This window comes from Chromohalobacter sp. 11-W (assembly GCF_029889905.1).
GTDB lineage: Bacteria > Pseudomonadota > Gammaproteobacteria > Pseudomonadales > Halomonadaceae > Chromohalobacter.
Genome location: NZ_JARANZ010000001.1, coordinates 500,657 through 524,365, shown reverse-complemented (window position 1 = coordinate 524,365; position 23,709 = coordinate 500,657). Strand labels below are relative to the sequence as shown.

Here is a 23,709-nt window from a genome sequence, read left to right as displayed (position 1 = left end):
TTCGGTCCTGCCAGAAATGAGTGGCGTATTGGCATCGTCGGCTGAGGGCGAGACGACACGAACGCTGACACGTCATGTCGGAGTCGCATACCGAACCCGTCGCGAATCGCCGTAGAGGCATCCATATCCGCTGACAGGCCACAAAAAAACCGGGCGACGCCCGGTGTCAAGAGTCTATCACGTTTGGCCTCCGGATGTACCCCGGACGGATGTACCCCGGACGGACGTACCCCGGAGGCCAGGTCGTGACTTATTCGTCGTTACTGCTTGCCTCGCCGTTCGGCGACCGGAAATAACGGAAGAACTCGCTATCCGGGCTCAACAACAGCATATCGTCGCCCTTGTCGAAGCTGTTCCGGTACGCCTGCAGGGAACGATAGAAATCAAAGAAGTCTTCATCCTGCTTATAAGCATTGGCGTAGATCTCCGCAGCCTTGGCATCGCCTTCACCACGCAGTGTCTCGGCCTTCTTGCGGGCGTTCGCCAGCGTCACCTGACGCTCACGATCAGCGCGGGCGCGAATACGCTCGGCCTGCTCCTGGCCCTGGGCGCGATACTGACGCGCTTCGGCATTACGCTCGGTGCGCATACGCTGGAAAACCGCCTGCTGAACTTCCTGAGGCAGCTCGACACGCTTGAGACGAATGTCCAGTATCGAGACACCTACTTCCTCGCGCAGTCGTTTATCCAACTGCTTCTGAGGCTCCTCGAGCATCTCGTTGCGTTCTTCGCTGATGATCTTGTCCACTTCGCGGCTACCGAAAGCGTTACGCAAGCTTTCATCGACGCGCGGCGCAATGAGGCCCTCGGCACGCGATACCTCGCCCCGTGTGGCCTGATAGAACAGGCTGGGATCGACGACCTGCCACTTGACGTAGGAGTCGACGATCAAGGCATTGCGACGCGCTGTCAGAAAGCGACTTTCGGTGCTTTCCAGCATCTGCACGCGCGCATCGAAGAAGCGCACGGTGTTGAGCACCGGCCATTTCACATGCAAGCCAGGTTCGATATCGGCCTGCACTACCTCACCGAAACGTAACTTGATGGCACGCTGCTTCTCCGTCACCACATACAGGCTGGAACTGGCGATCCAGGCCCCTACGGCCAGCAATGCGACGATACCCAAGGCACGATTGTTGACCATGATTAACGACCCTCCCGCGAAATTCCGCTCGACTGGCGCTGACCACTGCTGTTGTCGCTACCAGAAAGTGGTTCGTTTTGAACCTGCTGGGAGACCGACTCAAGTTGACGTATATCTTGCGAGTCAGCATCGCTACCGCTGCCACCGGCGCGAGGCTTACCTAGCTGATCGAGCGGTAGATAAATCATCGAGTTGTTCTGAGAGCCAACATCGATCAATGCCTTGCGGTTGTTACCCAATACCTCGCTCACCGTATCCAGATAGAGACGCTGGCGCGTCACGTCCGGCGCCTGCTGGTATTCGTCCAGTACCGCCAGGAAGCGGTTGGTTTGACCTTCAGCATCCGATACCACGGTATTACGGTAACCGGTAGCTTCTTCGATAAAGCGCTGCGCTTCCCCTTCAGTGCGGGGCTGCAGGGCGTTCTCGTAGGCCCGTGCTTCGTTGATCAAACGCTGGCGATCTTCACGTGAGCGAATCACATCGTCTACGGCATCTTGAACCTGTTCCGGCGCCTGAGTGCTCTCCAGATTGACGGTCTGCAAACGCAACCCTAGCCCGTAGGCATCCAGAGACTCCTGGAGCCGCTTGGCGACCTCGGGACCGAGCTCCTCACGGCCACTGAGCAACGAGTCCGGGACCGGCGGCGTCATGGTGACCACCGGCAATTCGCTGGGATCTTCCACGGTTTCCGGCATATCCGGCACCTTACCGCCTTCATCGATCTGCTTGACTTCTTCGACCTCAGTAGTACTGGTCAGCACATTCTGCATGCCACTCGCACCGACGACATGGCGTAACGTGGAATCGAGCGCGTTACGCAGACTCTGCTCAGGATCACGCACGTTAAGCACATAATCGCGAGGATTGGCGACCTGATACTGAGCAGAGAGACGCACCGTCACGATGTTGGTATCGCTCGTCAGCATGGAGGCATCCTGCCGGAACGAACGCACCTCGGTAACATTCACCCTCGTCACTTGGTCGACGAAGGTCGGGCTCCAATGCAGACCGGGATTCACCGTCTCGTGATACTTGCCGAAGCGCAGCACCACACCGCGTTCAGACTGATCGACCACGTAGAACCCAGACCCGGCCCAGACGGCCAATGCGATGATCACTAGCACACCCGGCAGTATGAAGGGATTCCCCTTGCCGCCCGAGCCACCTCCGTTGCCATCGCTGCCACGCTTACCGCGTTTCCCCATCAAGCGACTAAGCTTGTCCTGAAACTTCTTCAGCGCCTCGTCGAGATCCGGTGGGCCTTGGTTGTTGCCACCATTACCCCCACCGTTACCGCTGCCGCGGCGACCACCGCCGCCGCTCCACGGGTCCTGCTGATTTCCACCACCAGGCTCGTTCCAAGCCATACGTTTTCTCCACTGCATTGATTGCGATGCATCTCGCCAGGGACGCCAGTGACGGGCACTGTCAGTGGCGCTCCCACTCCGGGCGATCGAGGGCTCCCGGCGGCAAATAGTGTGCTGCGTTTTCGTCGAGACGGGCCATCAGCTGAAAGAAATCGCGTCTAGGCAGACGGATATCCAGCAGGATTCGGCCCTGCTCGTCAAATTGTTCTTGCTGCACGGCATTCAACGCATGCAGCGATGCCCGCAATCTTCCCTGTTCGGGCTCCAACGTCAAACTCGTCTCGAGCAGCTCTTCAGCCAGCAGCTCGCCGAGTGCTTGATGCAGCAATTCAAAGCCGCGTGCATCACGCGCCGATAGCCACACGACCTGTGGACGCCCGTGTCCGTCACGCTCAAGACGTGGGGCGCTGTCCAATATGTCGATCTTGTTCATGACCAGCAGCCGTGGCACCTCGGCGGCACCGATTTCCTCGAGCACCTCATCGACCTGTGCCACGTTGAAATCGCGATCCGGGTCCGCCGCATCGATGACATGCACCAACAACGAGGCCTCGGTCGCTTCTTGCAAGGTGGCACGAAACGCCTCCACCAGCTTGTGCGGCAGATGGCGGATGAAACCCACGGTATCAGCCATGACCACCGGCCCGACATCCTCCACGTCGATGCGACGCAGCGTCGGATCGAGCGTGGCGAACAGCTGGTCGGCGGCGTACACATCCGACTTGGTCAAGGCATTGAACAGCGTCGACTTACCGGCATTGGTATAGCCCACCAAGGAAACGCTGGGGATCTCGGCACGCGCCCGCGCACGGCGATTCTGGTCGCGCTGGGTGCGGACCTTCTCCAACCGCTTGTGAATCGCCTTGATACGCCCACCCAACAAGCGGCGGTCGGTCTCGAGCTGCGTTTCCCCCGGACCGCGCAAGCCGATCCCGCCTTTCTGGCGCTCCAGGTGGGTCCAGCCACGCACCAGGCGCGTCGACATGTACTCCAGCTGTGCCAACTCGACCTGAAGCTTGCCTTCGTGCGTACGCGCGCGCTGCGCGAATATATCCAGTATCAAACCCGTGCGATCCAGCACGCGACTTTTCAGGGCGCGCTCCAGATTGCGCTCCTGTGAAGGCGACAAGGCATGATTGAAAATGACGACTTCGGCGCCGTGAAGTTCGCGTATCTCGCGAATCTCCTCCAGCTTACCGCTGCCGATAAATGTCTTGGGGTCGGGACGACGCCGACTGCCCTCGATGAGGGTCGCCGGCGTCACACCCGAGGAACGCACCAACTCCAGGAATTCTCCCGGGTCTTCACGTTCCTGTTCGTCGTGGAAATCCACATGGACGAGAACCGCCGTTTCACCGGCGTCGGGACGTTCGAAAAACAATCAGCGCCTCTCGATCAAACGTCTTCTTCCGCCGGGGCATTCGGATCCTGGACGGGAAGACGCACGTTGCGGGATGGCACGACAGTGGAAATGGCGTGCTTGTACACCATCTGGCTGACGGTATTGCGCAGCAGGATGACGAATTGATCGAAAGACTCGACCTGTCCCTGCAATTTAATACCGTTCACCAAAAAGATGGAGACCGGAATGCGCTCCTTGCGCAGAATGTTCAAGTACGGATCTTGAAGGGACTGTCCTTTGGACATTTTGCTCTCCCTAACTTCTCGCTGTGGTTTATGGTCGTTTTCGAAGGGTCACAGCCGCCATTCGCGTCGCCACCGCCGTTCGCGGCGCTACTCGCCAAGCGTTGTCGTGACCGGTCATCTTACGCTAAGTGCCGCTTCCGCGCACGATTTTCAATACCTGCTCGTGCATATCGCTCGCCTCGCTATCGACCCACTGCACGCCTTGCCAATTGCGCAGCCAAGTCAACTGACGCTTGGCGAGTTGCCGCGTCGCTGCCATGCCTCGCTCGCGCATCGTGGCCTCATCGGTCTCGCCATCCAAATGCTCCCACATCTGACGATAGCCGACACAGCGAATCGCGGGGAACCCACGATGCAAATCGCCACGCGCCCTGAGCGTGGCGACTTCCTCGCGGAAGCCTCCCGCCAACATGCTTTCGAAGCGCTGCGCGATACGTGCATGCAACACCCGGCGTTCGGTAGGAGCCAGCGCTATGGACACGAGACGCCAAGGAAAGGTTTCACGGGGCTGTTCGGCCCAGAGCTCGCCTAGTGCCCGGCCAGTGAGGCGATACACTTCCAGTGCCCGCAACAGGCGCTGCCGATTGTGCGGATGGATGGTTCTCGCGGCGACTGGATCGACCTGCGCGAGCTCTGCATGCAGCGCCTCCAGTCCTTCGCGCTCGGCACGCAGGGCCAACTCATCGCGCAGCGCAGGGTCGCGGGCAGGCAATTCCGCCACACCATCGATCAAACGCTTGATGTACATCATGGTGCCACCCACGAGTATAGGGATACGCCCCTGCGACGAGATGTCGCGCATCTCAGTCAGAGCATCTTCGCGGAATTCAGCGGCGGAGTACGTTTCGGCGGGGTCGCGAATGTCGATCAGGCGATGTGGAGCCCGCGCCAACTCTTCCGCCGACGGTTTCGCGGTACCGATGTCCATGCCGCGATAGATCATCGCCGAGTCGACGCTGATTAGTTCGCCGCCCAGGCGCTCGCGCAGGGCGATGGCCGAATCGGTCTTGCCGGCCGCCGTTGGGCCCATCAAGAGGATGGCCAGTGGCCGCGTATCGTTCATCGAAAATCCTGAAAACGGTCAATGACCAGCCTTACTGGCCACGGAGAAACAGCTTATCCAGCTCGTGCATCGACATTTCGGTCCAAGTTGGCCGCCCGTGATTGCACTGCCCGCTGCGCTCGGTGCGCTCCATGTCGCGCAGCAAGGCATTCATCTCGGGCACTGTCAGCCGGCGGTTGGCCCGCACGCTGCCATGGCACGACATACTGGCAAGCAATTCATTGATATGCGCTTCGACTCTGTCCGACCGCCCGAAGCGCTCGAGATCGCCCAGCATGCCATGAATCAGCGATTCAACATCGGCATTGTCGAGCAGCACTGGCACTCGGCGTACGAGGAGTGTTTCCGGGCCGGCGACGTCCAGCTCGACCCCCAGACGCTCGAAAGTCTCGTGTTCGCGTTCGGCGGTTTCCACCTCGCGCGTGCTGACCGCCAGCGACATCGGCACCAGCAGCGGCTGTGTCTGCAACCGCCCCAAGGCCTGTCCGTCACCATGCACTTGCTGCTTCATGCGCTCGTAGGTGATGCGCTCGTGCGCGGCATGCATATCGACCACGACCAGCCCGCGTGCGGTCTGCGAGAGGATATAGACCCCATGCAACTGCGCCACCGCATAACCCAATGGCGGCGCTTGGGTCGCATCGGCCTCGGGCATCGCCTGCGCCTGGACGCCGGGCGCATGTGTCTCCGGCGCCTCGGGCTCGTTGCGCTGCGGCTGCGGCGTCAAAAGCTGTTCTTCATGCTCGGGATGCAGTGCCTGGTAACCGGCCATGAACTCGCGCACACGATGAGCAGCGGGGCGTTCCTGATCGGCGCCCAGTGCCATGCCCTGTTGTTGCCAGCGCGGTTGCGCGTCGACAGCCGCCGCTGATGCTCCCGATGCCGGCGTTTCATCACCAGCGCTACCAACGCTCACGGTCGCCGCGTCTGACGAAGAGGCCTCGTTGGGACGCACATCGGCCAGCGCACGGTGTAGGCTCGAGAACAGGAAGTCGTGCACCAGACGTCCATCGCGAAAGCGGACTTCATGCTTGGTGGGATGCACATTGACATCGACCACGTGCGGATCGAGTTCCAGGTAGAGCACGAAAACCGGATGGCGACCGTGAAACAGCACATCACGATAGGCTTGACGCACGGCATGGGCGACCAGCCGGTCACGCACGACGCGGCCATTGACGAAGAAATACTGCTGGTCCGCCTGCGCTCGGGAATGCGTCGGCAACCCGACCCAGCCCCACAGGCGTAAACCGGTCGCTTCGATATCCACATGCAGGGCATTGTCGAGGAAATTGCGACCCAGCAGCGCCCCAACACGTCGCTCCATCGCCGCCGGCTCATCACCCGCCCGCAGTTGGTGCACGACCTTCTGATTGTGCCGCAGCACCCAGGCGATGTCGTAGCGCGATAGCACCAGCCGCCGAAACGTCTCTTCGACATGGCCGAACTCGGTCTTCTCGGTACGCAGGAACTTGCGGCGTGCGGGCGTATTGAAGAACAGGTCGCGAACCACGACCGAGCTGCCACGCGGATGTGGCGCAGGGCTAACACGCGGCTCCATCTGACGCCCTTCGGCGACCACACGCCAACCCTCGCTCGGCTCATCCTGCGTGTTGGAAACCAGCTCGAGGCGCGAGACCGAACTTATCGAGGCCAGCGCCTCGCCGCGAAAGCCGAGACTATCTACGCCTTCGAGATCGTCCAGCGAGGCAATCTTGCTGGTGGCATGCCGTGACAGTGCCAGCGGCAGATCGTCCTCGGCGATGCCACGCCCATCGTCACGCACACGAATCAAGCGGGCGCCGCCAGCTTCGAGGTCGATCTCAATACGCTGGCTACCGGCATCGATGGCGTTTTCGGCCAACTCCTTCAATACCGAAGCGGGTCGCTCGACGACCTCGCCGGCCGCGATCTGGTTGGCGAGCCGGGGGTCAAGAATATGAATGCGTCGGGATTCAGTCATAACCGCCATTGTGCCTCGCGCATAGGGCTCACGTCATGTCGACGCTCAAGAATGAGGTATCTTCAACACTTGGCCCACGCGCAGAATATCGCCGCTAAGATCGTTGGCCTGCTTGAGAGCCAGCATCGTCACATCATGACGCGCCGCCACCTGAGACAAGGTATCGCCCCTTTGCACGCGATATTCGCCAGGGCCGCCGCCCCGCCCCTGATCGCGCTGCCAGGCCAGCAGACTGCTAGGCGGTGGATGGCGGCGAAAATGCGCGATGATTCCGTCGCCGATGGCATCCGCAATCTGCTCTTGAAACGCCGACGAGCGCAGCCTCTTTTCTTCGCCAGGATTGGAGATAAACCCGGTTTCGACCAACAAGGACGGGATATCAGGTGACTTCAGCACCACGAAGCCCGCCTGCTCGACTTGTGAGCGATGCAGATGATTGACGCGCCCCAGTTTATCGAGCACCTGTCCGCCAACGCTTAGAGAGTCATTCATCGTCGCGGTCATGGTCAGGTCGAGCAAGACACCACGCAGCACTTCGTCCTTGTCAGACAGATCGAGATTGCCATCGACACCGCCAATCAGGTCGGACCGGTTTTCCGTCTCGGCCAGCCAACGCGCACTCTCCGAGGTAGCCCCGTTCTTGGACAGCGCATAGACGGAGCTACCGGTGGGCCCTCGGCTCTTGACCGCATCGGCATGCACCGAGACGAAGAAATCGGCTTTCTGCTCGCGTGCCAGCAACGTCCTTTTGCGAAGGCCCACGTAGTAATCGCTATCTCGCGTCAGGAAGGCCTTGAACCCCGAGGTGGCACTAATATGTGCTTTGAGCTTGCGAGCGATGGCCAAGACGACGTCTTTTTCGTACGTACCGCTAGGCCCGATCGCGCCCGGATCTTCGCCCCCATGGCCGGGGTCGACGGCCACGATGATATCGCGCTTGGGATGAGGTTTCGCTTGGCTGTCGCGCTTGGCCAACGCCACGCTTGGAGACGTCCCTTCGGCCTCAGCCTGCATCAGCTCTCGCTCGGCATCCATTTCCTGATCGCGAATCATGGCTGCGATGGGGTCGACGGGCTCGTCCAGCGCGCCCTCGCCCGGGTAGTCGAGATCGACCACGAGGCGGTAACTATACTGATCGGTGGGCGGCAACAAGAAATGGTGCGGCTCTATCTTCCTATTGAGGTCGAAGACCACGCGCAAGTCATCGCCGTTGCGCCTCCCGGTGCGCAACGCCTCTATCGCACTGTCGCCCGTGTCGATATCGTCCGGATCGAAGGCCAGTTGCGCGTCCTTCAAGTCGACGACCAGCCGGCGCGGATCGTCGAGCTTGAACACGGAACTGTCCACCTCGTCGGACAAATCGAAGACCACGCGCACATGATCGGGCGCCGCCCAGAGACGGATATTGTCGACGTCAACGTCGGCGGCCTGCACAGGCGCCACATGACTTATCGCAAGCATCATCAGCACGGCAAGGCTCATCAGATGCCGGACGGCATTCAGGTGGCATCGCGTCTGCCAGGGCTTATCATGAAACGGCTTCAAACGTCGATTTCCTTGTCCTGACGAGTGGCGTGTAGTGCGGCGATCACGGCCTGGCCGTGCGGACTGAGTCCTTCGAGCGTGACGTGGCGGCCTTCACCTTCCAGGGCCAAGTGCACTACGAGATCGGCCCGGGGCAGCCATCCAGCACCTCGAGAAGGCCATTCGATGAGGCTCAGGCCATCCTCACCGAGCATGTCGCGTGCGCCCATGAACTCGAGTTCTTCGGGATCGCCCAATCGATAGAGGTCGAAATGATAGAGGCAGAGCCCATGCAACATGTAGGGCTCCACCAGGGTATAAGTGGGACTCTTGACGGCCCCCTCATGGCCATAGGCACGCAAGATGCCACGCGTCAGCGTCGTTTTGCCGGCCCCCAGCTCACCCTCGAGGTGTACTTGGCCGTGGCCATCCAGAGCATGCCCCAGCGCTTCACCGAAAGCGACATGGGTGGTTTCGTTGGGCAGAAAGCGTTGCATCTATCGTGGTATCTCGCGTTATCGCATGGCATCAAAGGGCCGTGGGTTGGCAATCGCGCGCACATAGGATGCCAGATCCGTAGCAACCAGACCACGCTCCCCCCCGTCTCGCGCCGCTGCATCAGCGGCCAGGGCATGCAGTAGAACACCATGCCGCGCCGCTTCGCCCGGCGTTTGGCCCTGTGCCAACAACGCCCCGATGATCCCGGAGAGCACATCGCCCATGCCGCCACTCGCCATGCCGGGGTTACCATACGGACACACGGCGACGCCGTGCGCGTCGGCGACGAGGGTGCCCGCCCCCTTGAGCACCACACTGCCCCCATAGCGCTCATGCAACGCCAGTGCCGCCGCGCGCCGGTCGGCCTGAATCTCGGCGCCGGACACACCCAGCAAGCGCGCGGCTTCGCCGGGATGCGGGGTCAGCACCCAGTCCTCGCGGCGCCGAGGCGCTTCTTCAGCCAGCCAGTTGAGCGCATCGGCGTCGAGAACGCTGGGCACGCCTGCGGCGAGCGCAGCTTGCCACAGTGCGTGTCCCCAGGCCTGACGTCCAAGCCCCGGCCCAACCACCAGGACAGTGGCTTGATCGAGCAGCTCGCGAATGTCCTCTGCCTTCCCCACGCCGCGCGCCATGACTTCCGGGTTGCGCACCAGACTTGCCGCAACATGCGCGGCATCAGTCGCCAGACTGACCTTCCCCGCCCCGCTACGCAGCGCGGCCTCGCTGGCCATCAACGTCGCGCCTCCGAAACCGGCGGCGCCGCCGATCACCAACACATGCCCGAAGTCGCCCTTATGGCTCCCCCGCAATCGAGGCGGGAGAGCCTGTTGCAACATGTCAGCCGCCTGCAGCTCCCCCAGTGGCACGAGATCATCATGCCCTTGGGGCGTCACCCCAAGCGTCTCGACACGCAGATCGCCGACATGATCCGCGCTGGCGCCGGTGTGCAAGCCAAATTTATCGGCGATGAAGGTGACGGTCAGACTGGCTTTTACTGCCACACCGCCGATACTCCCGGTCTGTGCCGAAAGCCCCGAAGGCATATCCACCGCCAGCACCGGGCGCGGCGCCGCATTGAGCGTCTCGATGGCAGTACGCATCGGTTCGCGAACGTCCCCCGTCGCACCGGTACCCAACAGCGCATCGATCACAACATCGCCGTTGATCACCGTCTCGGGGCGCCATTCGATGACATCCAGCCCCGCCTGCCAGGCCATTTCGTAAGCACGAGCCGCGTCACCGCTCAGCGTCGCGGGATCACGCAAGGCGACGAGCTGCACGTCGAGACCATCGCCCGACGCCAGGGCTGCCATCACATAGCCATCGCCGGCGTTATTGCCACCGCCACACAAGATGCTCAAGCGATGCGCTTCCGGCCAGCGCAAGCGCAGGGCAGCATACGCCGCCTGCGCGGCGCGCTGCATCAATTCGAACCCTGCCACTCCCTCGGCCATGAGGCGACGGTCCAGCGCCTGGACCTGAGCAGCGCCATACAAGGGATGCGGTGCTCTGCATGTCGTTGTCATGAATTGCCTCCTGTCTCACACTCGCTGGCGACAAGCATTTATTCCACGTAGCGATTGCGCTAGGGTGGCGCCCTCGCTTCACGGGGGTCTCGTCATGTCCTCATCTTCGCCCATCGATTATGCCGCGCTGGCCGATCGCATCCATACCTGGGGACGCGAACTCGGCTTCCAGCAGGTTGGCATCACCGACACCGACCTCGAGGCGCATGAGCGCTATCTCGAGCGTTGGCTCGCGGCCGGCTACCACGGCGAAATGCATTTCATGGCCAAACATGGCCATAAGCGCACGCGACCCGAGGAGCTCATACCCGGCACCTTGCGCGTCATCAGCGTGCGCATGGACTACCTGCCCCCCGAGGTGGAAACCACCAAGGTCCTCGGACAACCCGAGCGCGCCTATGTTTCACGCTATGCGCTGGGACGCGATTACCACAAGCTGATCCGCAAGCGCCTTGCGACCCTGGCCAAGCGCATCGAGGACGAAGTTGGCGCTTACGGCTACCGTGCCTTCGTCGATTCGGCCCCGGTCATGGAGCGCGCCCTGGCACAGAAAGCCGGCCTCGGCTGGTTCGGCAAGAATGCCATGCTGCTCAACCCCCAGGCCGGTTCGCTGTTCTTTCTCGGCGAGCTTTACACCGACCTGCCGCTACCGATGGACGCGCCCTTCGAGAGCGAGCATTGCGGGAAGTGCTCGAGCTGTCAGACGGCTTGCCCTACAGGCGCCATTGTCGATGACAAGGTCATCGACTCGCGGCGCTGCATCTCGTATCTGACCATCGAACTCGCCGGTTCGATCCCCGAAGAATACCGCAAGGCGATGGGTAACCGGGTATACGGCTGCGACGACTGCCAGTTGGTATGCCCTTTTACGCGCTTCACGCGTGCCTCGAAGGAAGAAGACTTCGCACCGCGCCACGACCTCGACCGCGCCTCGCTCATCCGCCTCTTCGCCTGGAGCGAAGAAGAGTTCCTGATGCGCACCGAAGGCAGCGCGATTCGCCGCATCGGCTACGAGCGCTGGTTGCGCAACCTTGCCGTCGGCCTGGGCAACGCGCCCTGGAGCGAACGCGTCGAAGGCGCCTTGCGTGCACGCCTAGCCTACCCTTCTGATCTGGTCCGCGAACACGTGCGCTGGGGGCTCGAGCAGCAGCGCCACAAGCGCGAGCAGTTGATCGTCAGCCAGGTCGAAGTCTAACTAGCAGCCTGCTCAGACGCGCAAAAATGTCTTGCGATAATGCGCCAGCTCGGCCAACGACTCGCGGATATCGTCCAGCGCCTGGTGCGTATTGCGCTTCTCGAAGCCGGCCAGGGCCTGCGGATTCCAGCGCTTGGCCAATTCCTTGAGCGTCGACACATCGAGATTGCGGTAATGGAAGAACTCGGCCAGCTCGGGCATTTCCCGCAGCATGAAACGACGATCCTGGTGCACGCTGTTGCCGCACATGGGTGAGCTGTTGGGCGTCACATAGGTCTTGAGAAACGCCAGCGTCTGGCGCTCGGCCTCGGCGGTATCGATATCACTCTCGCGGACGCGTTGCGTCAGCCCCGAGGCGCCATGCGTGCGCGTGTTCCACTCGTCCATCGCCTCGAGCAGCGCGTCCGGCTGATGCACCGCCAACACCGGCCCTTCGGCAATCAGATTCAGGTCGCCATCGGTGATCAAGGTTGCCACCTCGATGATACGCTCACAGGTGGGGTCGAGCCCGGTCATTTCCAGGTCGATCCAGATCAGCAGGTCGTTACGCGGGGCTTGCGGAGTGTCACTTGCCATGGGGGTCTCCATCGGGGCGCCACCTAGGGACAAGGGGACGCAATGAACGCTACAATAACGGGCATTGTACCCTGTCCCGAGAGCGCATGAGCAAACGCAAACTCAGCCGCCAGCAACGTTGGCGGGTCGAAAAGATTCAAGCCCAGCGCGCCGAGCGTGCCGAACGCCGCACCCAGCGCGACGACACCGCACTCGAGGCCGGCGATTACGGACCTGAGCGCCTGGGACGTGTCACCGCGCATTTCGGACGCACTCTGGAGGTGGAGGCCGAGGATGAACACGGCGACCTTCAGCGCCACCGTTGCCATCTGCGCGCCAATCTCGAGGGACTGGTCACCGGCGACGATGTGGTATGGCGTACGGCGAGCGACGGCAGTGGCGTGGTCGTGGCGCGCCAGCCACGCCGTAGCGTGCTCGAACGTCCCGACGCGCGCGGCCAGCTCAAGCCCGTGGCCGCCAATATCGCGCAGATTCTTATCGTCTTCGCCGTGGAGCCCGCACCGCATCCCAATCTCATCGACCGCTATCTCGTCGCCGCCGAGGCCACCGGCATTGCCCCGGTGCTGGTGCTCAACAAGACCGATCTGCTGCCCGACGAAGGCGGCGAGCTGCGAACTCTTCTGGCACGCTATCGCGAGTTGGGATATCGCGTGGTCAGCGCCTCCACCCAATGCGAGAACGGGCTCGATGCCCTGCATGCCTGCCTTACCGAACGCACCTCGGTGTTCGTGGGCCAAAGCGGGGTCGGCAAGTCATCCTTGATCGACCGCCTGCTGCCCGATAGGCAACTGCGCGTCGGTGCGCTCTCGGTGGACTCGCGCAAGGGCACGCACACCACCACCACGGCCACGCTCTATCATCTACCGGCGGGCGGCGAACTGATCGACTCGCCGGGCATTCGCGAATTCGGCCTCAGCCATCTTGACGAGCGCGACGTGGAACGCGGCTTCATCGAATTTCAGCCCTATCTGGGCCACTGCCGGTTCCGCGATTGTCGCCACCGCCAGGAACCGGGGTGCGCCTTGCGTGAAGCCGTGGAACGCGGCGACATTCTCGCTTCACGGTTCAATAGCTACCGACACATCGTCGATAGCCTGGAACTCGACCGTTCTCCATGAAGAACGCCCCATGAAAAACGCCTCGCCCCAAAAGGGAGCGAGGCGTCATGCGAACGGCAACCGAGCGCACCGGCAGGCTGGAAGGCGGCTCAACCGAGCGTATCGAGTCCACGTCGAATATCGCGCTTGAGGTCGTCCAGCGCTTCCAAGCCCACGGCGATACGCACCAAGCCTTCACTGATCCCCGCAGCGGCCTTCTGCTCGTCACTCAAGCGCGCATGCGTCGTCGTCGCCGGGTGCGTGACGGTGGTTTTCACATCCCCTAGATTGCCGGTGATCGACATCAGGCGAGAATGATCGATAAGCGCCCAGGCGCCGTCGCGACCGCCCTTCACCTCCACGCCCAGCACGGCACCGAAGCCGCTTTGCTGCTGCTTGGCCAGCACATGCTGCGGATGGCTTTCCAGGCCGCTGTAATGCACGCGGGCAATTTCCGGCTGCGCCTCCAGCCACTCCGCTAGAGCCAGAGTATTCTCGCAATGCGCCTTCATACGTAGCCACAGGGTTTCCAACCCCTTGAGGAAGATCCACGCATTGAAGGGACTCATGCAGGGACCGCAGGTGCGCACGACACCCACCAATTCCTTGAGCATCTCCTCGGGCCCTACCACGGCACCGCCGATGGCACGTCCCTGGCCGTCCAGATACTTGGTCGCCGAATGAATCACCAGGTCGGCACCCAGATCGAGCGGGCGCTGCAACACCGGAGTCAGAAAGCAGTTGTCGATGGCGAGCCAGGCGTCATGGCGATGCGCCAAATCAGCCAATGCGGCGATATCGACGACCTCGGAAAGCGGATTGGAAGGCGTCTCGGCGAACAGCAAGCGCGTCTGCGGCGTGATCGCGGCCTGCCAGGCGTCCAAATCGCCCAGCTCCACATAGCGGGTCACGATGCCTAGCTTGCCGAGATACTTGTCGAACAGGCTGACCGTGGAACCGAACAACGAACGCGAGGCGACGATTTCGTCGCCGGCCTGCAGGAAGGCCAGCGCCGTGGCGAGAATCGCCGCCATGCCGGAGCTGGTCGCCACGCACTGCTCACCCCCCTCGAGCGCCGCCAGGCGATGCTCGAAGGTGCGCACCGTGGGATTGGTGAAACGCGAATAGATGTTACCCGGTTCTTCACCGGAGAACTTGCGTGCCGCCTCGGCGGCACTGCCATAGACGAAGCTCGACGTGGGGAAGATCGGCTCGCCATGTTCCTGCTCGTGCGTGCGGTCGTGGCCGGCACGGATCGCCAGCGTGTCGAGCGCGAAGGCGTCGTCATGATCGTCATGCATGTCCCACCTCCTCAGTCTTCTTCTTCGACATCGTTATGCAGGTCGACCACGGCATGTACCGTATTGTCCTGATGTTTGGCCATATCGCTACGTGCGGCCTCGAGATCGGCCAGATAGGCGGCATCGATATCGCCGGTCACGTACTCACCATCGAAAACCGAGCAGTCGAACTCCTCGAGCGAAGGGTTGACCTCGCGACATGCCGCCTTGAGGTCCTCGAGTTGCTGATAGACGATACGATCGGCGCCAATCAGTTCCCCGACTTCCTCTTCGCTGCGCCCATGTGCGATCAATTCCGATGCCACCGGCATATCGATGCCGTATACGTTGGGATAGCGCACCGGCGGCGCGGCGGAGGCGAAATAAACCTTGCGCGCACCAGCCTCACGGGCCATCTGGATGATCTGTTTACACGTGGTACCGCGCACGATGGAATCGTCGACCAACAGCACGTTCTTGCCGGCGAACTCGACGTCGATGGCATTGAGCTTCTGACGGACCGATTTCTTGCGCTGCGTCTGCCCGGGCATGATGAAGGTCCGCCCGATATAGCGATTCTTCATGAAGCCTTCACGATACGTCACCCCCAGATGCTGGGCCAACTCCAGCGCCGAGGTCCGCGAGGTATCGGGGATCGGGATTACCACGTCGATGTCATGTTCCGGCCAGTCACGCTGGATGCGATCGCCCAGCTTGCGCCCCATCTCCATGCGCGTGCCGTAGACATAGGCGCCATCGAGGATCGAGTCGGGGCGCGCCAGATAGACATGTTCGAAGATACACGGCGTCAACTGTGGGCGGTCGACACACTGCTGGGTATGCACCCGATTGCCCTCGGTCTCGATGAAGATCGCCTCACCCGGTGCCAGGTCACGACACAGCTCGAAGCCGCCGACATCCAGTGCCACCGACTCGGAGGCAATCATCACCTCCTGCCCTTCTTCCGTGTCGCGGGTACCGTAGACCACCGGTCGAATCCCGTGGGGATCGCGAAACGCCACCATGCCGAAGCCATTGATGAACGCAACCGCAGCATAACCGCCCTGGCAGCGACGATGGACGCGACGTACGGCATCGAAGATGTCATCTGGCGAGAGGTCGTGCCCCTGCTTGCCCAGCTCGTGCGCGAACACGTTGAGCAGAACTTCCGAGTCGGAGCTGGTATTGATGTGGCGCAGGTCGGAAAAGAACAGCTCACGCTTGAGCTGTTCGGAATTGGTCAGATTGCCGTTATGCGCCAGCGAGATACCATAGGGCGAGTTGACATAAAACGGCTGCGACTCCGCTTCGCTCGACGAACCGGCAGTCGGGTAACGAATATGCCCAATCCCCATATTGCCGCGCAGACGCGTCATGTGGCGCGTATGGAACACATCACGCACCAGGCCATTGCTCTTGCGCAGCAGGAAGCGTCCCTCATGCCATGTCATCATCCCGGCGGCATCCTGGCCACGGTGTTGGAGCACTGTCAGCGCGTCATACAGCGACTGATTGACCGCCTGATTGGCCATGAGGCCCACGATACCGCACATTGTGCCTTTCCTCGCTTGCCTTGAGAGTAGCGAACGGCATGCGATGAATGCCGTTCGCGGTTAAAGCCTGTCACGCATCAAGACGCCTTCAGGGCGCCGTCGTATCCGATGATGCGTTCGATGCAGGTGCCTCGGGCGACGTTTCCAGCACTTGGCCAGCCGCCTCACGCCCCGTGTCACGCAAGGCACGTTCGGCACCCGAGGTGTCGATTTCCCACGCCTCCAGGCGGTCCACCGACCAGTCGCGCAATTGCTCGAAGGCCGGACGCAACTGCGCATTCTGCCATGCGGCGATCCCTGACAAGGGCGTCAACGTCAAGATGACCGTCGCCAGCACCAGGATCAAGGCACCGCGCGCAGCGCCGAACGTCGCGCCGGCCACACGATTGAAGAATCCCATGCCGACCCATTCGATGGCGGCGTTGATCATGCGGATCAAAAACCCGCAGAGCATGACGATGACGAAAATGACCAGCACGAAGCCCAGCACCAGGCGAATCTCGGGATGATCGATATAGGGCGCCATCATCTCGGCTACCGCCGGGGCGAACATCCGCGCGCCCAACAATGCCGCTACCCAGGCCGCCAGTCCCAACGCTTCGCGCACCAGACCCCGCATGAAACCGGCCAGCATGGAGACGGTCAATACCGCCAGGAAGGCCCAGTCGAGCCAGGTCAGCGTCATCACTCCTCCTGCACGCGAATCAACAGTCCCTGGATATTGGCGTCTTCCTTGAGCTCGGTGCGCACGCGCTCACCTTCATCGGAGGTTCCGAACGGACCGACGTACACCGTCGTCAAGTCATTGTCCCGCGGGCGCTGGTAGGCATCGAACCCTTGTGACGTGAGCTTTTCGACGAGCCGTGAGGCATTGTCCGGTTGCCCGAAACTCCCGACTTGAACCGCCCAGCCGTCTTGCACCTCGGACGTCGCTGGCGCCCCGTCGGTATCATCCTCTTGCGCTTGCGACGATGCAGATTGCTCGGCAATGGCGGCAATGGGATCGTCGTTCGTGGATCTCTCCTCGCCGGATGCCTCGCCGTCATTGGAGGCCGCTGGCTGAGAAGAAGCAGGCTGCGAAGAAGAATCGACATCGGATTGACCGAGCTGGGCGCCGGTCGCCGGCTCGACGACCTGGTCATTGCCGGCGTCTTCCTCGAGATTGGCGGGCGGCGCGGGAGAGTCGACATCGCGCTGATCCACAGGAATCGGCTGCTCGATGGTCAGTACCGGCTCGGGACGCTCGCTCCGCGGAGTCGGCTCATCGAGCAGCATGGGTAGGAAAATCACTGCCAACGCGACGAGGATGATCGCGCCACTGATGCGCTCACGCATTCCATATTTCATGACACACTCCTTGGGCTCGCCACGACCCCGAGTGATTCAAGGGTGGTCAAAGCCTCGGCGACGGTCCAGAACGAGCCGCAGACCAGCGCCTCGTCGCCATTGTCCATATTGGTGTGCAACCAGCGCACGCCAGCATCCGGCGACGCGGCGCAATGCAGCACCTGAGCGTCGCATGTCTTCAGAAAAGCGGCCAACTGCTCGGCATCGCGCGCGCGATCACCGCTCAATGATACCGCGACCCAGGCATCGATCTGCGGCGCCAACGCCTCGATCACACCCTTGGCATCCTTATCCGCCAGCATGCCCAGAAGACAAAGACGCCGCCCGCGCGGCGGGCGCTGCGCCAAGGCAGTAGCGACATAGGCGGCGGCATGCGGATTATGACCGACATCCAGACACCAGGGGCCCTGCCATTGCAGTCGCCCAGGCAGTACGGCTCGGTCAAAAGCCCGCTGGCATGCCGCCCCCTCCAGGGAAATGCCGGCCAGCGCCAATGCTTGTAATGCCGTCGCGGCATTGTCCAATGGCAGGTGGGGATCGGGAAGCGCACGCAGACTCAGGGCCTCGCCGGTGGCGGTTTCGCCCTGCCACTGCCAGCCATCGGCTGTGGCTTGCCAGTCGAAACGCTCGTCCAACGCGAAGACCGGCGCCGCCAGACTCTCGGCATACTGGCGCACACTCGCCGGCAAGGCGGTACTACCTAGCACTGCCGGGCGACCCGGACGCATGATGCCGGCCTTTTCCTGGCCGATGGTCTCGAGATGAGTGCCCAGAAAGGCGGCGTGATCTTGAGCCACGGTGGTGACCACCGCCACGTCCGGATCGATGACGTTGACTGCGTCCAACCGGCCGCCTAGCCCCACTTCGAGCAACGCGATGTCTGGTTGCTGGCGCATAATCAACCACAAGGCGGCCAAGGTGCCGACTTCGAAGTAGGTAAGGCTGATCTCTTCACCCGCAAGGCGCGCCGCGTCGACGGCCTCAAAGGCCTCGACCAAGGCGGCATCCTCGACCTCTTGTCCATCGAAGCACAGGCGTTCGTTGTAACGCTGTAGATGCGGTGATGTATAAGCGGCGCTGCGCCAGCCATGCTCACGTGCCAGCGCATCGAGCATGGCCACGGTCGAACCCTTGCCGTTGGTGCCGGCCACGGTAATGATACGTCCCGCCAGCGCTCTGGCATTGAGTCCCAGGCGCGTGGCAACCGCAGTGACCCGCTCGAGGCCCAGGTCGATGGCCACAGGATGCTGGCGCTCGAGGTGCGCCAGCCAAGCCTCCAGAGTGGTCGTGTCAGACATTCAGTGATCGGCCTGGGAGAACTCGTCCAGTGTACTTTGGGCCGGCGCCTCATCGGCCTCGCTGTCCTGGCCGAGACGCGACTGATGGGTCAGCTTGCGCATAACACCGCCCAGACGCTCTCGCATGTCATGACGATGCACGATCATGTCCACGGTGCCGTGTTCGAGCAGGAACTCGCTGCGCTGGAAGCCTTCCGGCAATTGCTCGCGCACGGTCTGCTCGATGACACGCGGCCCCGCGAACCCGATCAAGGCGTTGGGCTCGGCGATATTGAGATCGCCCAGCATCGCCAACGACGCGGACACCCCACCGAAGACAGGATCGGTCAACACCGACATGTAGGGCACACCCGCCTGCTTGAGCTTTTCCAAGGCCGCGGATGTCTTGGCCATCTGCATCAGCGAGAAAAGCGCTTCCTGCATGCGGGCACCGCCGGATGCGGCGAAGCAGACAAGCGGTACGCCTTCTTCCAGCGCTTGGGTCGCGGCACGCACGAACTTCTCGCCCACCACGGCCCCCATGGAGCCGCCCATGAAGCTGAACTCGAACGCCACCGCGACTACTGGCAAGCCATCGAGCTTACCGCGCATGGCAATCAAGGCATCGTTTTCGTCGGTGGCTTTCTGGGCCGCCGCCAAACGATCCTTGTACTTCTTGGAGTCGCGGAATTTGAGGCGATCACTGGGCTGCAGGTCGGCAGCGATTTCCTCGCGACCTTCCGTATCCAGGAACCAGTTGAGTCGTTTGCGTGCCGTCAGGCGCAGATGGTGATCGCACTTGGGACACACGCTTTGATGGCGCTCCAGCTCGGGAAGATAGAGCACCGCCTCGCAATTGGGGCACTTACGCCACAGGCCATCCGGCACGCTTTTCCGGCGATCGGTTCGCTGGGTACGGCTCATCGACGGCACAATTTTGTCTAGCCAGCTCATGGTTCTGAGACGCTTCCGTGTTGCTTGTCTGACGCATCGAGCCACGTCCGTGGCCCAATGCAGCGAATAATAGGGGCTCGCATGACCGGCTCAGCGATCCAGCGCATCGCGCATGTCGCCAAGCACAGCCTTGAGCGCCGCTGGTATGGCCTCGGGGCGTTCGGCGTTTTCGGCGATACGCGACACCAATGCACTGCCGACGATGACGCCATCGGCTACCCGGCCGACCGCCGCAGCGGTCTCGCCATCACGAATGCCGAAGCCGACACATAACGGCAAATCGGTCATCTCGCGTAGCGGCGCCAACTGCCGCGCCACGGCTTCAACATCCAACGACGCGGCACCAGTCACACCCTTGAGTGATACATAGTACAAATAACCCTCGCCGTGCGCACATATTGTAGCTGCCCGGGTGGACGAGGTGGTAGGGGCCAGCAGGAAGATCGACTGCAGACCATACTCGGCAAACAATGGCGCTATCGCCGTGGCTTCTTCAGGCGGCATGTCGACCATCAGCACGCCGTCGACGCCCGCGTCCCGCGCGCGCCGTACGAACGCTTCGTAGCCCATGCGCTCGATGGGATTGAGATATCCCATCAACACCACCGGCGTTGTCGAGTCGGTCTCGCGAAACGACGCGACCATGTCGAGCACATCGGCCAGACGCGTCCCATGCTTGAGCGCGCGCTCGCAAGCTTTCTGGATCACCGGGCCATCGGCCATGGGATCGGAAAACGGCACGCCCAATTCCAGCACATCGGCGCCCGCCTCGACGCAGGCGTGCATGAAGCCGACGGTATACTGCGGCGCGGGGTCACCGGCAGTGATATACGGAATCAAGGCGCGGCGCGACTGAGCCTTGAGCGCCGCAAAACGTTGATCGATACGATTCATAGTCATGCTCAAAATTCCAGGCCGTCGAGCTTGGCCACCGTGTGAATGTCCTTGTCACCACGCCCGGAAAGATTGACGACGATGTGCTGATCGGGGCGCATGGAGGCCGCCATCACCTTGGCATGGGCCAGCGCATGAGCCGATTCCAGCGCGGGCATGATGCCCTCGACGCGGGTCAACTCACGAAACGCCTCGAGCACCGCATCGTCGTTGGCGGCCACGTAGCTGACGCGACCGACGTCCTTCCACAGTGCGTGCTCGGGGCCGACGCCAGGATAATCGAGACCGGCGGAGATCGAGTGCGTATCCGACACCTGGCCACTCGCGTCGGACATCAGGTAAGTCCGATTGCCATGTAGCACACCGCTGGGCGCATTGGCCGTCAACGGTGCGGCGTGGCGCCCAGTTTCGACACCGTCGCCACCGGCCTCGACGCCGACCATGGCCACGTCTTCATCCTCGAGGAACGGATAGAAAAGGCCGATGGCGTTGGAGCCGCCCCCTACGCAGGCCACCAGGGCATCGGGCAGGCGACCGATCTGCGCCAAGCTCTGCTCGCGCGCCTCGCGACCGATCACCGCGGTGAAATCGCGAACCATGGCGGGATAGGGATGCGGCCCGGCCACGGTGCCGATGATGTAGAAGGTATCGTCGACATTGGTCACCCAGTCGCGCAGCGCCTCGTTCATGGCGTCCTTGAGGGTACGCGACCCGGACTCGACCGGGTGCACTTCGGCCCCCAGCAGACGCATGCGATAGACGTTGAGCTTTTGGCGCTCGACGTCCTCGGCACCCATGTAGATCTCGCACTTGAGGCCTAGTCGCGCCGCCACGGTGGCGGTGGCCACGCCATGCTGGCCGGCACCGGTCTCGGCGATGACGCGCGGCTTGCCGCTCTTCTTGGCGAGCAACGCCTGGCCGATGGTGTTGTTCACCTTGTGGGCGCCGGTGTGGTTGAGATCTTCGCGCTTGAGCCAGATCTGCGCACCACCGATCTTCTCGGACCATCGTTCAGCGTGGTACAGCGGAGACGGGCGGCCCACATAATGGGCCAGATCACGGTCGAATTCGGCCTGGAAATCGGCATCGTCACGAAGGCTCATGTAAACCTTCTCCAACTCTTCCAGGGCGAAGCTCAGAGTCTCCGAGACGAACCGGCCACCGTAAGGGCCAAAATGGCCTTGGGCGTCCGGCAGTCGGGTCAGGTCGCTGAACTTGGTCACGAATGACACCTCTATGGGGCTTGGGTATGGGACACTTGGGACAGAAATGCCCGGATGCTCGCGGGATCCTTGATGCCCTTGGCCGCCTCGACGCCTCCCGAGACATCGACGGCGTAGGGCCGCACCCGCTGAATGGCTTCGGCAACATTGGCTGCCGTCAAGCCTCCTGCGAGAATAACAGGTTTTGCCAGGTTTGCGGGGATTCGCGACCAGTCGAAGGTCTCGCCCGTCCCTCCCGGCATGCCGGGGCGATAGGCGTCCAGCAGCAGGCCGCGCGCGCCGGCATAACGCACAGCCTCAGCGTGCAAGTCGAGTCCGTCGCGCATGCGCAAGGCCTTGATCCAAGGGAGATCCAGATGCGCACACGCCTCGGCGGTCTCGTCACCATGCAACTGCACCAAATCAAGATGCCGCGCGCAACGCCGAATCTCGTCCAGCGGCTGGTCGACGAACAACCCCACGCGTGTCACGAAGGGCGGCACGCACGCCGCTAGCCGCGCCAGGCGCGCTTCGTCGATCGCCCGCACGCTGCCAGGCCACATCACGAAGCCCAGCGCATCGGCGCCCGCTGCCACAGCCGCTTCGATGTCTTCCTCACGCGTCAGGCCGCATATCTTGACGCGAGTTCGCTGCATCGGCGTCTTCATGACGACACCTCCCGACGCGGTGGATAGACGCGGCGCTGGCGACGCGCACGCGCCCACTCGCTATCCGGCAGCGTGCGCTCGCCGCTCCATTCCCCGACGAACGCCAGCAAATTCGGGCCAAGTGGCTCTTGTGGCAATTCGAAGCGCTCATCGTAGTACACGTCGACGAAGTGCAGCCCGCAACCCGGCGCCGTGACATTGCCCTGCGTTCGGTCGCGCAGCGCCAACAACTCGCCAGGATAGGTCGTCGGGTGATCGCCGCGCCCGACCGCCACCAGTGCGCCGGCGATATTGCGGATCATGTGATGCAAGAACGCGTTGGCCTGAATGTCGATGACGATCATCGGCCCATAACGCCGCACCTCGATGAAGTGCACATGGCGATGGGTGCTTTTCGACTGGCAGCCCGCGGCGCGGAAACTCGAAAAATCTTGCTCGCCGATCAACGCCTGGGCGGCGGTATGCATGCGCTCGGCGTCCAGTGGCTCACGGCACCAGGTCGCATTGGCGCGCTCGAGCACCGGCCGCGATGGCTGATTGAGAATCACGTAACGGTAGCGCCGCGCCAAGGCCGAGAGCCGCGCATGAAAATCATCGGCGACCGGCACCACCCAGCGCACCGCAATATCGCGCGGCAATTTGGCATTGGTGCCGAACAGCCAGGCTTTTTGTGTGCGGGACACCGGTGCATCGAAGTGCACCACCTGGCGCGTGGCATGCACACCGGTATCGGTGCGCCCGCTGCACAGCGCTTGCACCGGCGTATTGGCAATCTTCGAAAGCGCCGTTTCCAGCGCTGCCTGCACCGAAGGCGCTTGTGTGAGGCGCTGCCAACCACAGTACGCACTGCCATCGTACTCGACACCGAGTGCAATGCGCCCTTCCAGCGGCTGGCGGTCATCCTGGAATTCGAAGAAGGCCATCGATATCC

At 62.2% G+C, this 23,709-nt stretch carries 22 protein-coding genes; 2 read left to right on the top strand and 20 right to left on the bottom strand.

Features of this window, described 5'->3' with window-relative positions; all coding sequences use genetic code 11:
* Positions 1 to 250: 250 nt before the first annotated feature.
* From hflC to OP494_RS02280, 9 genes are all read right to left on the bottom strand, one after another.
* A complete protein-coding gene (hflC, locus tag OP494_RS02320) occupies positions 251 to 1,144 on the bottom strand; it encodes a protease modulator HflC (RefSeq protein WP_178999481.1) in 894 nt (297 codons plus the stop codon).
* 2 nt (positions 1,145 to 1,146) lie between these two features.
* Positions 1,147 to 2,514, bottom strand: coding sequence for an FtsH protease activity modulator HflK (gene hflK, locus OP494_RS02315; RefSeq protein ID WP_280539124.1), 1,368 nt, complete (start codon positions 2,512 to 2,514; stop codon positions 1,147 to 1,149).
* Between the two features lie 61 nt (positions 2,515 to 2,575).
* The gene (gene hflX, locus OP494_RS02310; RefSeq protein ID WP_280539122.1) at positions 2,576 to 3,895 is read right to left on the bottom strand and encodes a ribosome rescue GTPase HflX; all 1,320 of its coding nucleotides are present in this window, start codon (positions 3,893 to 3,895) and stop codon (positions 2,576 to 2,578) included.
* Positions 3,896 to 3,909: 14 nt separating this feature from the next.
* Positions 3,910 to 4,161 (bottom strand): RNA chaperone Hfq, encoded by a 252-nt coding sequence (gene hfq / locus OP494_RS02305; protein ID WP_040243993.1) that lies wholly within the window; start codon positions 4,159 to 4,161, stop codon positions 3,910 to 3,912.
* Positions 4,162 to 4,285: 124 nt separating this feature from the next.
* Positions 4,286 to 5,224: a tRNA (adenosine(37)-N6)-dimethylallyltransferase MiaA gene (miaA, locus tag OP494_RS02300; protein WP_280539121.1), complete on the bottom strand. Its 939-nt coding sequence runs from the start codon at positions 5,222 to 5,224 to the stop codon at positions 4,286 to 4,288.
* A 31-nt stretch (positions 5,225 to 5,255) separates the two neighbouring features.
* Positions 5,256 to 7,187: a DNA mismatch repair endonuclease MutL gene (mutL, locus tag OP494_RS02295; RefSeq protein ID WP_280539184.1), complete on the bottom strand. Its 1,932-nt coding sequence runs from the start codon at positions 7,185 to 7,187 to the stop codon at positions 5,256 to 5,258.
* 45 nt (positions 7,188 to 7,232) lie between these two features.
* The gene (locus tag OP494_RS02290; protein WP_280539183.1) at positions 7,233 to 8,651 is read right to left on the bottom strand and encodes an N-acetylmuramoyl-L-alanine amidase; all 1,419 of its coding nucleotides are present in this window, start codon (positions 8,649 to 8,651) and stop codon (positions 7,233 to 7,235) included.
* A 77-nt stretch (positions 8,652 to 8,728) separates the two neighbouring features.
* Positions 8,729 to 9,208, bottom strand: a complete 480-nt coding sequence (gene tsaE, locus OP494_RS02285; RefSeq protein ID WP_280539120.1) for a tRNA (adenosine(37)-N6)-threonylcarbamoyltransferase complex ATPase subunit type 1 TsaE — start codon at positions 9,206 to 9,208, stop codon at positions 8,729 to 8,731.
* Between the two features lie 18 nt (positions 9,209 to 9,226).
* Positions 9,227 to 10,735 carry an NAD(P)H-hydrate dehydratase gene (locus OP494_RS02280; protein ID WP_280539119.1) on the bottom strand — a complete coding sequence of 503 codons (1,509 nt, stop codon included), beginning with the start codon at positions 10,733 to 10,735 and terminating at the stop codon, positions 9,227 to 9,229.
* A gap of 94 nt (positions 10,736 to 10,829) precedes the next feature.
* Between OP494_RS02280 and queG the strand changes: the two genes are divergently transcribed.
* Positions 10,830 to 11,930: a tRNA epoxyqueuosine(34) reductase QueG gene (gene queG / locus OP494_RS02275; protein ID WP_280539118.1), complete on the top strand. Its 1,101-nt coding sequence runs from the start codon at positions 10,830 to 10,832 to the stop codon at positions 11,928 to 11,930.
* Between the two features lie 12 nt (positions 11,931 to 11,942).
* Here queG and orn read toward each other — a convergent pair whose 3' ends face one another.
* Positions 11,943 to 12,506: an oligoribonuclease gene (orn, locus tag OP494_RS02270; RefSeq protein WP_280539117.1), complete on the bottom strand. Its 564-nt coding sequence runs from the start codon at positions 12,504 to 12,506 to the stop codon at positions 11,943 to 11,945.
* Positions 12,507 to 12,592: 86 nt separating this feature from the next.
* Between orn and rsgA the strand changes: the two genes are divergently transcribed.
* Positions 12,593 to 13,624 carry a small ribosomal subunit biogenesis GTPase RsgA gene (rsgA, locus tag OP494_RS02265; protein WP_280539116.1) on the top strand — a complete coding sequence of 344 codons (1,032 nt, stop codon included), beginning with the start codon at positions 12,593 to 12,595 and terminating at the stop codon, positions 13,622 to 13,624.
* 89 nt (positions 13,625 to 13,713) lie between these two features.
* Here rsgA and OP494_RS02260 read toward each other — a convergent pair whose 3' ends face one another.
* The 10 genes from OP494_RS02260 to truA form a co-directional block, all read right to left on the bottom strand.
* Positions 13,714 to 14,904 (bottom strand): O-succinylhomoserine sulfhydrylase, encoded by a 1,191-nt coding sequence (locus tag OP494_RS02260; RefSeq protein WP_280539115.1) that lies wholly within the window; start codon positions 14,902 to 14,904, stop codon positions 13,714 to 13,716.
* Positions 14,905 to 14,915: 11 nt separating this feature from the next.
* Positions 14,916 to 16,436: an amidophosphoribosyltransferase gene (gene purF, locus OP494_RS02255; protein WP_280539114.1), complete on the bottom strand. Its 1,521-nt coding sequence runs from the start codon at positions 16,434 to 16,436 to the stop codon at positions 14,916 to 14,918.
* Between the two features lie 88 nt (positions 16,437 to 16,524).
* On the bottom strand, positions 16,525 to 17,121 hold the full coding sequence (locus OP494_RS02250) for a CvpA family protein (RefSeq protein WP_280539113.1): 597 nt from the start codon (positions 17,119 to 17,121) through the stop codon (positions 16,525 to 16,527).
* On the bottom strand, positions 17,121 to 17,783 hold the full coding sequence (locus tag OP494_RS02245; protein WP_280539112.1) for an SPOR domain-containing protein: 663 nt from the start codon (positions 17,781 to 17,783) through the stop codon (positions 17,121 to 17,123). The genes OP494_RS02250 and OP494_RS02245 overlap by 1 nt, the downstream gene beginning before the upstream one ends.
* Positions 17,780 to 19,081 carry a bifunctional tetrahydrofolate synthase/dihydrofolate synthase gene (folC, locus tag OP494_RS02240; RefSeq protein ID WP_280539111.1) on the bottom strand — a complete coding sequence of 434 codons (1,302 nt, stop codon included), beginning with the start codon at positions 19,079 to 19,081 and terminating at the stop codon, positions 17,780 to 17,782. The genes OP494_RS02245 and folC overlap by 4 nt, the downstream gene beginning before the upstream one ends.
* Positions 19,082 to 20,014 (bottom strand): acetyl-CoA carboxylase, carboxyltransferase subunit beta, encoded by a 933-nt coding sequence (gene accD, locus OP494_RS02235; RefSeq protein ID WP_280539110.1) that lies wholly within the window; start codon positions 20,012 to 20,014, stop codon positions 19,082 to 19,084. It lies immediately after the preceding gene.
* Positions 20,015 to 20,104: 90 nt separating this feature from the next.
* Positions 20,105 to 20,908, bottom strand: a complete 804-nt coding sequence (gene trpA / locus OP494_RS02230) for a tryptophan synthase subunit alpha (RefSeq protein ID WP_280539182.1) — start codon at positions 20,906 to 20,908, stop codon at positions 20,105 to 20,107.
* Between the two features lie 8 nt (positions 20,909 to 20,916).
* A complete protein-coding gene (trpB, locus tag OP494_RS02225; protein ID WP_280539109.1) occupies positions 20,917 to 22,131 on the bottom strand; it encodes a tryptophan synthase subunit beta in 1,215 nt (404 codons plus the stop codon).
* An 11-nt stretch (positions 22,132 to 22,142) separates the two neighbouring features.
* Positions 22,143 to 22,778, bottom strand: a complete 636-nt coding sequence (locus OP494_RS02220) for a phosphoribosylanthranilate isomerase (protein ID WP_280539108.1) — start codon at positions 22,776 to 22,778, stop codon at positions 22,143 to 22,145.
* A complete protein-coding gene (truA, locus tag OP494_RS02215; protein ID WP_280539107.1) occupies positions 22,775 to 23,701 on the bottom strand; it encodes a tRNA pseudouridine(38-40) synthase TruA in 927 nt (308 codons plus the stop codon). The genes OP494_RS02220 and truA overlap by 4 nt, the downstream gene beginning before the upstream one ends.
* Positions 23,702 to 23,709: the final 8 nt, after the last annotated feature.

Coding starts and splice junctions, on each gene's coding strand:
- truA (WP_280539107.1), bottom strand. CDS start 23,701: ATGGCCTTCTTCGAATTCCAGGATGACCGCCAGCCGCTGGAAGGGCGC.
- OP494_RS02260 (WP_280539115.1), bottom strand. CDS start 14,904: ATGCATGACGATCATGACGACGCCTTCGCGCTCGACACGCTGGCGATC.
- orn (WP_280539117.1), bottom strand. CDS start 12,506: ATGGCAAGTGACACTCCGCAAGCCCCGCGTAACGACCTGCTGATCTGG.
- trpA (WP_280539182.1), bottom strand. CDS start 20,908: ATGAATCGTATCGATCAACGTTTTGCGGCGCTCAAGGCTCAGTCGCGC.
- rsgA (WP_280539116.1), top strand. CDS start 12,593: ATGAGCAAACGCAAACTCAGCCGCCAGCAACGTTGGCGGGTCGAAAAG.
- mutL (WP_280539184.1), bottom strand. CDS start 7,187: ATGACTGAATCCCGACGCATTCATATTCTTGACCCCCGGCTCGCCAAC.
- queG (WP_280539118.1), top strand. CDS start 10,830: ATGTCCTCATCTTCGCCCATCGATTATGCCGCGCTGGCCGATCGCATC.
- miaA (WP_280539121.1), bottom strand. CDS start 5,224: ATGAACGATACGCGGCCACTGGCCATCCTCTTGATGGGCCCAACGGCG.
- tsaE (WP_280539120.1), bottom strand. CDS start 9,208: ATGCAACGCTTTCTGCCCAACGAAACCACCCATGTCGCTTTCGGTGAA.
- OP494_RS02290 (WP_280539183.1), bottom strand. CDS start 8,651: ATGATGCTTGCGATAAGTCATGTGGCGCCTGTGCAGGCCGCCGACGTT.
- hfq (WP_040243993.1), bottom strand. CDS start 4,161: ATGTCCAAAGGACAGTCCCTTCAAGATCCGTACTTGAACATTCTGCGC.
- OP494_RS02245 (WP_280539112.1), bottom strand. CDS start 17,783: ATGAAATATGGAATGCGTGAGCGCATCAGTGGCGCGATCATCCTCGTC.
- OP494_RS02250 (WP_280539113.1), bottom strand. CDS start 17,121: ATGACGCTGACCTGGCTCGACTGGGCCTTCCTGGCGGTATTGACCGTC.
- accD (WP_280539110.1), bottom strand. CDS start 20,014: ATGAGCTGGCTAGACAAAATTGTGCCGTCGATGAGCCGTACCCAGCGA.
- OP494_RS02220 (WP_280539108.1), bottom strand. CDS start 22,778: ATGAAGACGCCGATGCAGCGAACTCGCGTCAAGATATGCGGCCTGACG.
- folC (WP_280539111.1), bottom strand. CDS start 19,081: ATGTCTGACACGACCACTCTGGAGGCTTGGCTGGCGCACCTCGAGCGC.
- hflC (WP_178999481.1), bottom strand. CDS start 1,144: ATGGTCAACAATCGTGCCTTGGGTATCGTCGCATTGCTGGCCGTAGGG.
- purF (WP_280539114.1), bottom strand. CDS start 16,436: ATGTGCGGTATCGTGGGCCTCATGGCCAATCAGGCGGTCAATCAGTCG.
- OP494_RS02280 (WP_280539119.1), bottom strand. CDS start 10,735: ATGACAACGACATGCAGAGCACCGCATCCCTTGTATGGCGCTGCTCAG.
- hflK (WP_280539124.1), bottom strand. CDS start 2,514: ATGGCTTGGAACGAGCCTGGTGGTGGAAATCAGCAGGACCCGTGGAGC.